This is a genomic window from Acidocella aminolytica 101 = DSM 11237, from assembly GCF_900129125.1.
GTDB lineage: Bacteria > Pseudomonadota > Alphaproteobacteria > Acetobacterales > Acetobacteraceae > Acidocella > Acidocella aminolytica.
Genome location: NZ_FQVJ01000002.1, coordinates 1 through 13,483 on the forward strand (window position 1 = coordinate 1; position 13,483 = coordinate 13,483).

Annotated in this window: 12 protein-coding genes; 6 read left to right on the top strand and 6 right to left on the bottom strand. The window is 59.7% G+C overall.

All coding sequences use genetic code 11. The annotated features are described in order from the left end of the window. Positions 1-592: transposase (locus BUB54_RS20635; RefSeq protein WP_244890738.1), on the top strand; the 592-nt coding region annotated here is incomplete at its 5' end. A 241-nt stretch (positions 593-833) separates the two neighbouring features. Here BUB54_RS20635 and BUB54_RS01070 read toward each other — a convergent pair. The 5 genes from BUB54_RS01070 to BUB54_RS01090 form a co-directional block, all read right to left on the bottom strand. Then, positions 834-2,615, bottom strand: coding sequence for an acyl-CoA dehydrogenase C-terminal domain-containing protein (locus tag BUB54_RS01070; protein ID WP_048877206.1), 1,782 nt, complete (start codon positions 2,613-2,615; stop codon positions 834-836). A gap of 12 nt (positions 2,616-2,627) precedes the next feature. Then, positions 2,628-4,916: a 3-hydroxyacyl-CoA dehydrogenase/enoyl-CoA hydratase family protein gene (locus BUB54_RS01075; protein WP_048877205.1), complete on the bottom strand. Its 2,289-nt coding sequence runs from the start codon at positions 4,914-4,916 to the stop codon at positions 2,628-2,630. Then, positions 4,916-6,052 (bottom strand): thiolase family protein, encoded by a 1,137-nt coding sequence (locus BUB54_RS01080; RefSeq protein ID WP_048877204.1) that lies wholly within the window; start codon positions 6,050-6,052, stop codon positions 4,916-4,918. Before BUB54_RS01080 ends, BUB54_RS01075 begins: the two co-directional genes overlap by 1 nt. Then, the gene (locus BUB54_RS01085) at positions 6,049-6,519 is read right to left on the bottom strand and encodes a MerR family transcriptional regulator (RefSeq protein WP_048877203.1); all 471 of its coding nucleotides are present in this window, start codon (positions 6,517-6,519) and stop codon (positions 6,049-6,051) included. The genes BUB54_RS01080 and BUB54_RS01085 overlap by 4 nt, the downstream gene beginning before the upstream one ends. A gap of 99 nt (positions 6,520-6,618) precedes the next feature. Further along, positions 6,619-7,941, bottom strand: coding sequence for an OmpP1/FadL family transporter (locus BUB54_RS01090; RefSeq protein ID WP_048877202.1), 1,323 nt, complete (start codon positions 7,939-7,941; stop codon positions 6,619-6,621). A 118-nt stretch (positions 7,942-8,059) separates the two neighbouring features. Between BUB54_RS01090 and BUB54_RS01095 the strand changes: the two genes are divergently transcribed. The 4 genes from BUB54_RS01095 (at position 8,060) to BUB54_RS01110 (ending at position 11,967) form a co-directional block, all read left to right on the top strand. Continuing rightward, positions 8,060-8,542 (top strand): DUF2147 domain-containing protein, encoded by a 483-nt coding sequence (locus BUB54_RS01095; protein ID WP_158320056.1) that lies wholly within the window; start codon positions 8,060-8,062, stop codon positions 8,540-8,542. Next, entirely contained in the window at positions 8,497-10,185 is a 1,689-nt protein-coding gene (locus tag BUB54_RS01100; protein ID WP_241869278.1) for a long-chain-fatty-acid--CoA ligase, read from the top strand. Before BUB54_RS01095 ends, BUB54_RS01100 begins: the two co-directional genes overlap by 46 nt. Further along, complete coding sequence (locus BUB54_RS01105; protein WP_052948261.1) at positions 10,182-10,700, top strand: thioesterase family protein; 519 nt, start codon at positions 10,182-10,184, stop codon at positions 10,698-10,700. Before BUB54_RS01100 ends, BUB54_RS01105 begins: the two co-directional genes overlap by 4 nt. A gap of 85 nt (positions 10,701-10,785) precedes the next feature. Further along, positions 10,786-11,967: an MFS transporter gene (locus BUB54_RS01110; protein WP_139284743.1), complete on the top strand. Its 1,182-nt coding sequence runs from the start codon at positions 10,786-10,788 to the stop codon at positions 11,965-11,967. On the opposite strand, the gene BUB54_RS01115 is transcribed toward BUB54_RS01110, so the two are convergent. After that, positions 11,964-12,593, bottom strand: coding sequence for a TetR/AcrR family transcriptional regulator (locus BUB54_RS01115; RefSeq protein WP_048877207.1), 630 nt, complete (start codon positions 12,591-12,593; stop codon positions 11,964-11,966). The genes BUB54_RS01110 and BUB54_RS01115 overlap by 4 nt on opposite strands. A gap of 80 nt (positions 12,594-12,673) precedes the next feature. On the opposite strand from BUB54_RS01115, the gene BUB54_RS01120 reads away from it, so the two are divergent. Then, positions 12,674-13,459 (top strand): enoyl-CoA hydratase/isomerase family protein, encoded by a 786-nt coding sequence (locus BUB54_RS01120; RefSeq protein ID WP_048877199.1) that lies wholly within the window; start codon positions 12,674-12,676, stop codon positions 13,457-13,459. Positions 13,460-13,483: the final 24 nt, after the last annotated feature.

The following is a 13,483-nucleotide window of genomic DNA, read 5'->3' on the forward strand; positions in this document are numbered from 1 at the left end:
TCGTAGGCTGATGGTCACGCACAAGCGTGATCGGCCGCTGTTTGACAGTGTGACCATTAGGCTCAAATCAAAGGCAGTGACCGTCAAGACCGGTACGCTGGTCGATGCTATGATCATTGCCTCCGCCGCCGAAGACGATGCACGCTGGGTCAAACACAAGGGAAAACCGAGCGTTCATGGCTTCAAGGCGTATGTTGGGGCAGATGCCGATGCTGCATTGGTCGAGGAAGTGTCGGTCACATCTGCTAATATCAATGATGGCAGAGCAGGCCCCGAAGCGCTGCCCGACAATCCCGGCGAGATATTTGCCGACAGCGCCTATCGCGGTAATCACTTCCGTGATGCTGTGCGTGCAAAGGGCGGCATACCGCGGATCGTCGTTACCGGCATTTGGGGGCGCGATGAAAAGGAAACGCTGCGTAAGCTTAAAGAATGGAACCAACCGATCCATCGGGTGCGAGGCCGGATCGAGAAGGTATTCGGAACATGGAAGCGCTGCTATGGCCGCGCCGCATGCGATGGCGAGGTCTCGCCAAAGCCGCCGTCCAAGTCCACCTCACCGCCATCGCCTACAACCTCAAGCGTGCCATGAACATTCTCGCGGCCCAAGTATGAAAGCAGCCACCGCTCTGACCAGGGCGGTGGCGACATAGGCCAATCGCCACCGCAAAACAAAAAAACAATACGTTTCAGTGCCCTACAACAACCCGCGCACAGGTCTCATAAGAGATTATTGGTTATCGCTTTTCGAATAACAAATGGCCGGCTGGCTTATTGATAAAAAAACCCGGCAGATGATACCACCGGGACTCAAGTTGCGCTGAGGGGAAAGGTTAGAACGCGTCATCCTCAAGGGCCATTAGCGATGCCTTGCCGGATTTGATGGTGAATAGCAGCGCGCCCGCTTGCGGCAGGATACGCTCGGCAAAGAAGCGCGCGGTGGCAAGCTTGGCTTGGTAGAACTCATGGTCCGGGCCGGGTTGCATGGCTTTTTCCGCCGCGATCTTGGCGGTGCGCATCCACATGAAACCGAGCGCTACCAGACCGAACAGGCGCAGATAATCGGTGGCGGCGGCGCCAGCCTCCTCGGCATCCTTCAGCGCCTTTTCGGCGATGAAGCCGGTGGCGAGCTGCAGGGCGCCGAAGGCGCGGGCGAAGCCCTGGACCAGCTTGCCAATGGCTGGGTCGTTCTGGTTGGCCTCAATAAATTCCGCTACTGGATGGAAGAAGCGGCGGAGATTGCGGCCCATATTGGCGGGCATCTTGCGGCCCACAAGATCCAGAGCCTGGATGCCGTTGGTGCCTTCATAGATCATGGCGATGCGCGAATCACGCACCAGCTGCTCCATGCCGTGGTCGCGGATATAACCATGGCCGCCATAAGTCTGCACGGCGAGGTTCGCGCTCTCGAAGCCGAGATCCGTGAACAGTGCCTTCACCACCGGGGTAAGCACGGCGATGAACTCTTCCGCCTCAGCCTTTTCCTTCGGGTTCTCGCTCCGCTCTGCCACGTCCATGATGCCCGCGACCCAAACGCCGAGTGCGCGGCAGCCCTCGTTATACGCGCGCATAGTCATAAGATTGCGGCGGATATCGGGGTGAACGATGATCGGGTCCGCTGGTTTGTCCGGGTATTTGGCACCGGCCAGGGAGCGGCCTTGCTGGCGGTCCTTTGCGTAGGCGACGGCGCCTTGATAAGCGGCTTCGCCAATGCCCAAGCCTTGTGTGCCGACCGAGAGGCGTTCGGAATTCATCATCACGAACATTGCCTGCATACCTTTATGGGGTGTGCCGACGAGCCAGCCGGTGGCGTCATCAAAATTCATCTGGCAGGTGGCGGAGGCTTTGATGCCCATTTTGTGCTCGATGGCCGCACAGCTCACGCCGTTGCGTGCACCAGGTTTGCCGCTTTCGTCCGACAGGAATTTTGGCACTAGAAAGAGCGAGATGCCTTTAATGCCGGGCGGCGCGTCTGGCAGGCGAGCGAGTACGAGGTGTATGATGTTCTCCGACATGTCGTGCTCACCGGCGGAGATGAAGATTTTGGAGCCGGTGAGTTTGTAGCTGCCATTCTCCTGCGGCACCGCCTTGGTGCGCAGCAGGCCGAGATCCGTGCCGCAATGCGGCTCGGTAAGGCACATGGTGCCCGACCATTCGCCAGAGACTAGCTTGGGTAGGTAAAAATCTTTCAGCTCATCGGACCCGTGGCTTTTGAGGGCCAAATAGGCGCCGTGGGAGAGGCCGGGATAAAGACCGAAGGAGATGTTGCAGGCGCAGATCATCTCTTCTACCAGCTTCGCCACAGTTTCAGGCAGGCCCTGGCCGCCATATTGCGGGTCGGCGTTCAGGGCGCCCCAGCCAGCTTCGTTGAAAGCCTTATAGGCCTCCTTGAAGCCCTTTGGGGTACGGACGACGCCGTTCTCGTAATGGCAGCCCTCCTCATCGCCGGGGGCGTTGAGGGGCAGCAGCATCTCGGCGCAGAATTTGCCGGCTTCCTCCAGAACCGTGTCCAGAAGTTCGGGCGTGAACTCCTCGGTGCCGGGCAGCGGCTTGGCGGGGTGCAACTCGTGCAGAACAAAGCGCATGTCCCGCAGGGGCGCGGTATAGGTTTGCATGGCCTTTTCTCCTTAATTGCGAAGCGGCTTGCCGGTGGTGAGCATTGTTTCAATGCGCGCCAGGGTGCCGTCCTGTTTGATGAGCCGCGTAAAGGCGGCACGTTCGAGGTTCAGGATTTGTTGTTCCGTCGGGCGGTCGATGATATCAGCGTCTCCGCCGGAGAGTACGCGGCGAAGTTCCCCGGCCACGACCTCGTCATAAGGCGTGGCAAGGCCTTTCTTGCGGAAATCCTTAACCGCCATTGCAAAGCCCACGCTGCCATCCTCACCGGGAAGCTGATAGGTAGGGGCTTCGGGCGGGGCGTAGGACACGGCCAAAGCCAGAGCCTTGGCTTTGGCGTCCGTCAGCAGACGGTAGCGGTTCATGGTGATGCCATCTGATTCGCGCAGGAAGAGAAGTTCCTTGGCGTTGGCCGCCGATTTGCTGACCGTGGCGGTGCTGACCATCTCGAATACTTTTGATGCGGCGGGCATGGGGCCGCGCGGCATGGCCTTGTTGGCGGCCCAGCGGGCGAGCATTTCCGAGCAGCCTCCCCAGGCGGGAACCAGACCCACCCCGCATTCCACCAGCCCTATATAGGCTTCCGCATGGGCCTGAATGGCTGAAGAATGCAGGAGAATTTCGCAGCCGCCGCCAACCGCCATGCCAAACGGAGCGGCGACGCTGGGGAAGGGCGCGTATTTCAGCTTCTTGAAAATCTGCTGGCCGGAGGCGACGAGCTTTTCGATCTCGCTCCAGGCCGCGATGTTAGCGGCGAAGAGGGCGAGGCCGAGATTGGCGCCGACGGAGAAATGTGAACCCTCGTTATAAATCACCAGCGCCTTGTGGTTTTGCGGTACGAAGTCGATGGCCTTGTCGAGGAGTTCAAGATTCTGCTGGTCCCAGCTGTTGCTCTTGGAAGTCAGCTCGAAGCAGAGCACGCCGTCTCCAATGTCCCACACGGCCGCCGAGGCGTTTTTAAGCAGCGGCTTGGCGGTGAGTTTTATATCTTCCAGCATCAACACGCCTTCCGGGCGGGTGAGCTTGTGGTAGGCGCCGTCCGTGCCGAGATAGTCACGGTTGGCGCCCTCCTGACGGTAGAAGCTCTTGCCCTTGGCGGCGGTGAGCAGAGCGGGGACGGGGAAATTGTCCGCCGCTAGCTTCTCGGCCAGCCAGTCTGCGCCGATTTTGTCGATCAGCTCGAACGGGCCGAATTTCCAGTTATAGCCAAGGCGCATTGCTTCATCGATGGCGTGCACATCTTCCGCCGCTTCCGGCACCAAGGAGATGGCGTAGGCCAGCGTCTGGCCCATGACGCGCCAAGCATAGGTGGATTGGGTGAGCAGCTTGCGCAAATCCCGCCCATCCGGTGCCTTGGCTTTTTGTGCTGGGCGGTAATCGGCGGTTGAAAGGTCGATGGCTTCGCGGCCCTTGGCCCCTTTGCGGTAGAACCCGCCTTTGCCTTTTCGGCCGATATACCCTTCCGCAATCATTTTTTTAATGAGCGGCAGGTCGCGGTTGGTAGCGTGAAAGGCATCGCCTTGCGGCAGGGTGGCGGCAAGGCTGGCGTTGATGTGGGGCATCAGATCCAGCCCTACGAGGTCGATGAGCCCAAATACGCCGGTTTTGGGGATGCCGAAGGGGCGGCCTATGGTGGCGTCGGCTTCTTCAACCGTGAGGCCCGCATCCATGGCCTCGATCACGCCGGTCTGCAGCCAGAACACGCCGAGACGGTTGGCGATGAAGCCCGGGGAGTCCTTGGCTTTTACCACGCTCTTGCCGAGCATGAGGTCGGCGAAATTTGCCACCTTTGCGGCAAGATCTTGGTCGGTCTCCGGGCCTGTCACCAACTCCAGCAGGCGCATATAGCGCGGCGGATTAAAGAAATGGGTGATCAGGAAGTCGCGTCTGAAGCTTTCCGGCAGTCCCTCGGTAAGTTTGGCTAGCGGAATGGTGGAGGTGTTGGAGGACACCGCCGTGCCGGGGCGGCGTACGGCGTCGATTTCGCGGTAGAGGACCTGCTTGAGGTCCAGACGTTCGATGATGGCTTCCACCACCCAGTCGCAGGAGCCGAGCTGGGGAAGGTCGTCCTCGATATTGCCTGGCGTGACCAGCTTGGCCGCGCGTTTGGACATAAAGGGCGCGGGCTCGGTTTTGAGCATTTTGGCGATGGCGCCTTCGGCCAGCGCGTTGCGGCTGGGGGCGTCTGGCTTCACGATGTCCAGCAGCAATACTGGCACGCCCGCATTGGCGAATTGGGCGGCGATGGCCGCCCCCATGGTTCCGGCGCCGATAACGGCGGCTTTGCGGATGGTTTCCATCACACACGCTCCAGAATGGTGGCGATGCCCTGACCGCCGCCGATGCATTGCGTGGCCAGCGCATAGCGCCCGCCGGTGCGAGCCAGCAGCGATGCTGCCTTGCCGGTGATGCGTGCCCCGGTGGCGCCGAGCGGATGGCCGAGCGCGATGGCGCCACCGTCTATATTCACCTTCGCCAAGTCCAGCCCTAGGTCACGGATGCAGGCGAGGGACTGGGAAGCAAAGGCCTCGTTAAGCTCGACCACGTCGATATCCGACACTGAGAGGTTTGCGCGGGCCAAGGCTTTTTTGGTGGCGGTGACGGGGCCAATGCCCATGATCTCCGGCGAGCAGCCCGCTGTGGCGGAGGCGACGATGCGAGCCAGCGGCTTGAGGCCGTGCTTTGCGGCGTAATCGGCGGAGCAGACCAGCACAGCGGAGGCGCCGTCCGTCAGCGGGGAGGATGTGCCGGCGGTGACGGAGCCGTCTGTGCTGAAGGCGGGTTTCAGCCCGGCCAGGCCGTCAGCAGTGGTTTCGGGGCGGGGGCAGCCATCCGCCTCAATCTGGCCAGCTTTGGTGGTTATGGGGATGATCTCGTCCTTGAAATGTCCGGCCTTGATGGCGGCCGCGGCGCGGCGCTGGCTCTCCACGGCGAATGCCTCCTGTTCGGCACGGGAGATGTTCCATTTCGCCGCCACGTTCTCGGCGGTTTCGCCCATCCCCATATAGGCAGCGGGAATTTTGGCGTAGAGGGCGGGGTTGGGCAGCGGGTTGAAGCCCATCATCGGCACGCGGCTCATGCTCTCAACACCCGCGGCGATGAACGCCTCGCCCGCACCGGTGGCGATATGCCCGGCGGCGATGTGGATGGATTGCATGGAGGAGCCGCAGAAATGATTCACAGTATAGCCGCCAACGGATTGCGGCAGACCAGCATGAAGGGCGACCAGCCGGGCGATATTCAGGCCCTGTTCGCCCTCGGGGAAGGCGCAACCGAGGATGACGGCTTCAAGGTCGGAAGGGGTAACGCCCGTGCGGGCGACGAGACCGGCGATGAGTTCAGCGGCAATATCGTCCGGGCGGGTGCGGGCAAGGGCGCCTTTGTTGGCGAGGGTGAAGGGGGAACGGGCATAGCCCGCGATAACGGCTTGGGTCACGGTGATCTCCCGATCGGTTTGGCGGCGGCTTTTTTCGCCTGGCCGGTTTTGGGTTTGGTGTTCAGCGCTGGAGGGGACGGGTGGCCCATTTTCTCCAGCGCCTCCTCGCACTGCAGCTCAATGCTGCGGAGTTCGGTTAAGGTCTGTTCCAGGGCGTGGCGTTGTTCTTCCAGTTTGTGGATGCGGTTTTGTGCCGCTTTCAACAACGCCTTTGTTTGTTGCCCGTGGGAGGGGTCAATGTCGTAAAGCTCAAGGTACTCCTTGATCTCCTTGATTGAAAAACCCAGCCGTTTGCCACGCAGAATAAGGATCATACGCGCCCGGTCCCGTTGGGAATAGACGCGCGTTGTACCCGCGCGGCGCGGGGAGATAAGGCCCTGCGCTTCATAGAAGTGCAGGGTGCGCACAGTGATCCCTAGCTCGGCGCCGAGCTGTGTAACGGTATAGAGCTGGTCGTTGTGCGACATGGGAGACTCCTGTGAGGCTGGTCTTTTGGCTTACTATTAGGTCATTTTATTCACCTTGTGCATTAGGATGGCGGCCCGACCATTCACAATTTTCGTGAGTTAAAACTTCATGGTCATACCGGCGGTGATGGAATTGTCCGAGGCGCTGTAGTTGCCAATGAGGGTGCCGCTTGTGGTGGAGGCGGTGGAGTGAATGCTGCCGCCGGGCGTGAAGACGTGCCCGTAGGCAAGGTCAAAGCTTGTTGTCGGGGTGAGCTTATATTTGGCGCCGAACCCAAGGTCGTAATGGTTGGCGTCAGGCACGCGGGAGGTACGGTTGGAGTCCGTGACAGGAGACTGGTCGTACGCAAAGCCCGCTTGCAGCATGATCTTGTCGGTTAACTGGTAGTTGGTGCCGATACCGGCGAACCACGTGTTGCGCCAGTTCTCGTTGATGACGGTGCTTGGGCTGCCGTTGGTGGGGGTAACGTGCAGGCTGTTGAACAGGGCCCAATGGGTCCATTGCAAGCTGCCCATAACCGCCCAGGCGGGGGTGATCTGGTGGTAAATGCCAATACCCACCGAGTCCGGCAGCGTGATGGAAGTGGTGGCGCTGCTGTTGCCCTCTGCTAGCAACGCGGCGGTGGAGGGGCTAAGGGCGGAGTAGATTGCGGGAACCGAGATGCTTTGCGTGCCGGAGATGCTGTGGCGAATGCGCGAATGGTAGTCGATACCGATTCGGGTGACGTTGTTAAAGCGGTAGAGTGCACCGATATTGTAGCCGACACCGACATTGCTGCCGTGGACATCGGCAATTGGGTCCTGCCCGGTCAGGGCGCTAAGTGTGGGGATGTTCAGCGCCTGGGTAAGTCGGGCGTCGAAATACTCGACGACCGGGCCGCCGCCTACGGAGATATGGTTGTTAAATTTGTATGAAAGCGCGATGCCGAAATCCACCGCGGTAATGCTGGAAACAAGGCTCTGATAGCGACCGACGAAGTCACCAGGGTAAGAGGTGCGCTCACCATAGGGGTTCGTGACGCTGAAGCCGAGACGCCAGTCCGGTGCCAGGGCGAAGACGCCAAAAAGCGCACCCGAGGCGGCTGGTGTAACGGCATTTCCACCTTGCGTACCGCTAACCGTTCCCCCCGTGAGTGGGTTGGTATTGTAGCCGGAAAACGTGGCGGACGGAGAGATATAGCTGATGTTACCCTCAACCTCATTCTGGTTGAGCAGTGCCATGCCGGCGGGGTTGGTCCAGGCCGTGCTGGCATCGTAAGCCTTGGCCTCGCCGCCGACAAAAGCATTGCCCAGCCAGTCGGCGGCGCCTTCGCGCAGGCCAAAGCCGGAGGCGTGAGCGCTTTGGGTAAAGGCAAATGCGCTCAATGCGCCGCAGGCTGTCGCCGCGAGAAGTTTAGCTTTTTGCGAAGCGGTCTTTTTCATGGTCGGGACGTCCTCCTGAGCTTGTATGTCACAGCCTGGGGGTTTTGGCTGATCTTTGTTGTTGAATAGAGTTGTTACCTGACGTATTGTGTATGGTAAATACCAAAAAGGGATGGAAATGCAAGCATTCGCTTTTAAACGTCACATGAAAATTCTTTTGACTGCTATTGGTTTATCCTCCGTTTCCGGAATGGCGATGGCGCAAACGAGTCCGGCAGGGTGGTGGATGGACCAGACCGGCAAAGCGGGCATTTTGATTTCGCCATGCGGCGGCGATTTATGCGGAAAGATTGAATGGTTGAAAGTGCCTTTGGATGCGGCCGGGAAGCCTAAGACAGATATTCATAATAAAAATGCTGCCCTGCAAAATAGGCCGCTTTGTGGGCTGCCGATTCTGGGCCGTTTTGTGCCGGAAGGCGAGGGGCACTGGAAAGAGGGCTGGATTTATGATCCTGAAAATGGAAAAACCTATAAATCGATTATGCATTTAGCCTCCGATGGCACGTTGCATGTGCGGGGGTATGTGGGTATTCCTTTGCTTGGGCGCTCGGAAGTGTGGACGCGCCCGGCTGCGCCATTGACGCCTTGCACGGGAAGTTGATGATGGATGCGCGGCAAAAAAGTGGAAGCGTGTCAACTCTGCCGGTGCATGAACTGTTAGCGGATGCGGTGGCCCGGTTTCCTGGCATTATGGCCATGGATTTCCTGGGTAAACGCACGAGCTATGCTGAGTTGGGCCGTTTGGTTGAGCGCGCGGCGGCGGGTTTTCAGCGGCTGGGGGTTGAAAAAGGCGCGCGCGTGGCGTTGTGCCTGCCCAACACACCGTATTATGTGATTTGTTATTACGGCATTCTGCGCGCGGGCGGCGTTGTGGTGAATCTGAGCCCGCTTTATGTTGAAAACGAAATACGGCATTTCCTGAAGGATAGCGGCGCGCGGATTGCGGTGACGTTAGATGTGAAGGAGTTGTACGATAAATTCGTGCCGATTGTGGCGGATGGCGCGCTTGACCATCTCATCGTGGGGTCGATGCTGGAGATTCTCGACCCTGTGAAGCGGGTGGGATTCTGGCTGACGCGGCGTAAGATCCTTGCGGTGGTCCCCGTTGATTCCAGATATGTTAGGTTCAGCGCGCTGGTGGCGCCAGGGGCATCGCCGCGTCCGGTGCCGTGCGAGGCTGTGAAGGATCTGGCGGTGCTGCAATATACAGGCGGTACGACGGGAATTCCGAAAGCTGCGATGTTGAGCCACGCTAATCTCACGGCGAATTGCGCGCAGGTGGTGAGGCGCTTGCCGGAGATTACGCCAGGGGGTGGCATGCTGACCCTGGTGCCGTTGTTTCATGTGTTCGCCATGACAGTGGCGATGAATCTCTCAGTCATGCTGGGGCTGGAGATGATTTTGCTGCCCCGCTACGACAAAACGTTGTTGCGGAAAACATTGGCGCGCACGAAGCCGCTTTTCTTTCCTGGTGTGCCGACCATTTATGCGAATATCAACGAAGCTGCTGCCAAGGAGATATGGGAGCTGTCCTCCATTCGGTATTGCGTTTCTGGCGCGGCGCCGCTGCCTGCTGAAATACGCACGCGGTTTGAGCAGATTACAGGTTGTCAGCTTGTGGAAGGCTATGGGCTTTCCGAGGCGTCGCCGGTGGTGGCATGCAATTTATTCGGCGGCGTGCGCGATGGGTCTATTGGCCTTCCAGTGGATGATACCGTGGTGGAGATCCGCGCGCTGGATGAGCCATCGCGCATTGTGCCGCAGGGAGAGCTTGGCGAGGTTTGCGTGCGCGGCCCGCAAGTGATGCTGGGCTATTGGAACCGGCCGGATGAAACCGCGAAAGTGTTTGTGGACGGCGCGCTGCGGACCGGTGACGTCGGGTATCAGGATCAAGATGGCTATATTTTCCTGGTGGACCGGATCAAGGATCTGATTATTTCAGGCGGGTACAACGTTTATCCACGTATGGTGGAGGAAGCGTTTTATAAGCATCCGGCGGTGCTGGAGGTGGTGGTGATCGGCATACCGGATGCCAAACGTGGGCAGGTGCCGAAAGCCTATGTGAAACTGCATGAAGGTATGCAGATGACCGAGGAGGCGTTGCAGAGTTTCCTCGCGGATTATCTTTCTCCTGTTGAGCGGCCAAAGAAGATTGAATTTAGGGACGTGCTTCCGAAGACCGTTGTGGGCAAACTCTCGCGCAAGGAGCTGGTAGCGGAAGAACAGGCCAAGCAGGACACATGAATCTGATCTTCCGGCTGTTGGCCGTTATTCTTGCCGCTTGGTGGCGGCCCCGGATGAGGATGAATGAGACGTCCGAACTGAGGTTCAGGGTTTGGCCGTTAGATTTGGACCTGAACTTGCATTTAACCAATTCACGCTATCTGTCACTAATGGATCTGGGGCGCACGGATCTGATCCTGCGCTCTGGCGCGTGGAAGGAGATGCGGCGGCAAAGGCTGGGGGTGGTGCTGGCGGGGTCGGCGCTGCGGTTCCGCCGGCCTCTAGCGCCATTCGCGCGATTTACACTGGCGACAAAGTTGATCGGCTGCGATGAACGCTGGCTTTATGTGATGCAGGTTGTTTCTGGTCCTGACGGTTTGGCCTGCACAGCGGTTATGCGCGCCGCCTTTGTGAAAAAAGGTAAGCTTGTACCGCCGGAGCCGGTTTTGCAGGCTGTATCACCCGGTTTCGGCAAAGAGGCGTTGCCCGCATGGGTAGCGGAATGGGCGGAGGTTGAGGCTGCTTTCGCAGAGTAAGGCTGTGTCAGCCGCATGGCTATCGGGATTGTACTGTATGGTTCAAGCCCCCTAGATTGCCCCCGTAATGGGGGGCTCTGGGTGTATGACGGTGGGCGGTGGTGAGGTGGCGGGTAAAAATACGGCGCAGATTCTTTCAATCGTCGTGTTTAACGCCATTACCTACTTCCTCATTGGTCTGCCCTTAGCGGTATTTCCAGGATTGGTGCATTTCAAGTTGGGATACAGCGCGGCCCTCGCGGGGGCGGTGATCAGCCTGCAATATGCGGCGACTTTGCTGACGCGTTCGGTTGTCGGTCGGATCTCGGACATGCGCGGCGGCAAGGTCGTGGTGCTGGGCGGGCTAGTCTGCGCGTCTTTGAATGGCGCCTGCATCCTGGCGGCCACGTTTTTTCATGCGCCGTTGGCGGTGTTGGGATTCCTGCTGCTGAGTCGCCTGCTGCTTGGTTCCGCCGAAAGCGGAACGGGGACGGGGTGCATCACTTGGGGGATTGGCTGGGTTGGTGGGACGGCCACGGCGGAGGTGATCTCCTGGAACGGCGTGGCCTCTTATGGCGGGATTGCCGCTGGCGCCCCGGCGGGGGTGGCCTTGGTGCATTGGGGCGGGCTGCAGGCGCTGGCCGGGGTTGCGATTATTCTGCCGCTGCTGGGGCTGTCGGGCGCCATTTTCAAAAAGGCCGCGCCCCTCGTTACCGGGGCAAAGCGGATGAGCATGTTGAGCGTCGCCCGGCAGATTGTGCCTTACGGGCTCGCGCTGGCGGGGGGCTCGTTCGGGTTTGGGGTCATCGTGGCGTTCATGGCCCTCTATTATACGGCGCATGGCTGGCAAGGGGCCGCGTATGCGCTCACCAGCTTTGGCGGCTGTTTCGTGGCGGTGCGGATTCTTTTCGCGGACACTATCGGGCGGTTTGGTGGGTTCCGGTCTGCGCTGGTCTCATTTACCGTTGAGGTTGTGGGGCTGTTGCTGCTGTGGTTGGCACCGGCGCCGCTGGTTGCCATGCTAGGTGCGTCTTTGGCTGGGCTGGGGTTTTCGCTGATTTTTCCGGCGCTGGCGGTGGAGGCGTTGCGGAGCGTGGCGGCGGGCAGCCGGGGGGCGGCGATTGCGATTTATACCGTGTTTCTCGACGTGGCGCTGGGCATAACCGGCCCCTTGGCGGGGGTGGTTGGCGGTCATTTGGGGTATCCGGCGGTGTTTGTGGTAGGGGCGGCGGTTGTGCTGGGCGCGCTGGGACTCACATTGTATCTGCGCAAGGCAAGTGAAGGCTAAGCCCGAGGCTCAATACCCCGGACGAGAATATCCACGAGCCGTTTGGCGATTTCCTGAGGTGGTAGATCGCCTTCCGGATCATGCCAGCGTGTTGACCAGTTCAGCGCGCCGACGAAAGAAAAAGAGGTCAATTTTATGTCTGATACGTTGGCGGAGCCATCGTCCGATGCGTCTTGCATGAAACGGCGCAAAGCTAGGTCGATTTCGCGTTTCATGGCGCGGAATTGGGCGCGGCTTTCGGGGGCCAGTACTTCGTCGCCGGTGCGGATCACGCAGCGCCCGAAATCGTCCATGATAACTTCGCCGTAGCGGCAGAGAAAGATCTTCAGGCGGTCCAGCCCCGTGCCGGGCGCTGCTGAGGCTTCGTTGGCTGCCTCGTGCAGGCGTTTTAGTCCGATCCGCAGGCACTCGAACAGCACTTGTTCCTTGGCGCCGAGATAATGATAGATCAATGGTTTTGAGATGCCGAGGCTGGCAGCGACATCGTCCAGAGAGGTGGTGTGGTAGCCGCGCTGGTTGAACATGCGGACAGCCGCGCGAAGCACCGCATCACGTTTGGCCGCGCGTTCCTGCTCGCGCTCCGAGGCGTTGCGGAAGGGGGGCTGCGGTGTGGCGGTCTTATCCATGAGGCTATGATATTCGTCTTGACGCCGTAAATGAAGCATGAGAGCTACGCTTGAGTAAATAATTTACCGCAAGGTTGTCTATGAGCGCCGATTCTCCTTTGCTTTTTACCCGTGAGGGCGGTTTGGCCCGGCTGACCCTCAACCGCCCGGAGGCGGCGAATACATTGGACACGGCATTGTCCAGGGCGCTGTTTGAAGCCGCGATTGAATGTGATGAAAATGAGGCCATACGCGCTGTGCTGCTGACCGGCGCGGGGAAGCTGTTTTGCGGCGGAGGGGATATTAACGGCTTTGCCGCGGCGGGGGAGAATGTGTCCCGTCTGGCCAAGAATTTGACAACGATTTTGCATGGCGCTGTCTCGCGGTTCGCGCGGATGGGCAAGCCGTTGGTGGTGGCGGTGAATGGCCCGGCCGCGGGAGCGGGACTTGCCCTAGCAATGCTGGGGGATATCGTGATTGCGGCGCCCGATGCCCATTTCACCGTGGCTTATACGGCGATTGGCCTGACGCCGGATCTGGGTACAAGCTGGCTGTTGCCGCGTTTGGTGGGAGTGCGCCGGGCGCAGGAGCTGGCATTGACCAACCGCCGTGTTCCGGCTCAGGAAGCGGCGGAAATCGGGCTGATTACCCGTGTGGCGGACAATGTGCTGGCGGAGGCTGAAATGGTGGCAAGCGCGCTGGCCGAGGGGCCGGTGGCGGCGTTGGGCGGCACGCGGGCCTTGCTGACGCGAAGCCAGACAACCGGACTGGAAGAACAGCTGGAATGGGAAGCTCGCTCCATAGCGGCAGCATTGCGCGGCGCGGAGGGGCGGGAAGGTGTTGTTGCATTCTTGAGCAAGCGTAAGCCTGATTTCCGTAAAGCGTGATAGAACGCACGCGCCATTCACAAT

Excerpts from the sequence above, each read along its gene's own strand:
- BUB54_RS01090 (WP_048877202.1), bottom strand. The coding sequence starts at position 7,941 with ATGAAAAAGACCGCTTCGCAAAAAGCTAAACTTCTCGCGGCGACAGCC.
- BUB54_RS01075 (WP_048877205.1), bottom strand. The coding sequence starts at position 4,916 with ATGGAAACCATCCGCAAAGCCGCCGTTATCGGCGCCGGAACCATGGGG.
- BUB54_RS01120 (WP_048877199.1), top strand. The coding sequence starts at position 12,674 with ATGAGCGCCGATTCTCCTTTGCTTTTTACCCGTGAGGGCGGTTTGGCC.
- BUB54_RS01115 (WP_048877207.1), bottom strand. The coding sequence starts at position 12,593 with ATGGATAAGACCGCCACACCGCAGCCCCCCTTCCGCAACGCCTCGGAG.
- BUB54_RS01110 (WP_139284743.1), top strand. The coding sequence starts at position 10,786 with ATGACGGTGGGCGGTGGTGAGGTGGCGGGTAAAAATACGGCGCAGATT.
- BUB54_RS01085 (WP_048877203.1), bottom strand. The coding sequence starts at position 6,519 with ATGTCGCACAACGACCAGCTCTATACCGTTACACAGCTCGGCGCCGAG.
- BUB54_RS01105 (WP_052948261.1), top strand. The coding sequence starts at position 10,182 with ATGAATCTGATCTTCCGGCTGTTGGCCGTTATTCTTGCCGCTTGGTGG.
- BUB54_RS01095 (WP_158320056.1), top strand. The coding sequence starts at position 8,060 with ATGCAAGCATTCGCTTTTAAACGTCACATGAAAATTCTTTTGACTGCT.
- BUB54_RS01070 (WP_048877206.1), bottom strand. The coding sequence starts at position 2,615 with ATGCAAACCTATACCGCGCCCCTGCGGGACATGCGCTTTGTTCTGCAC.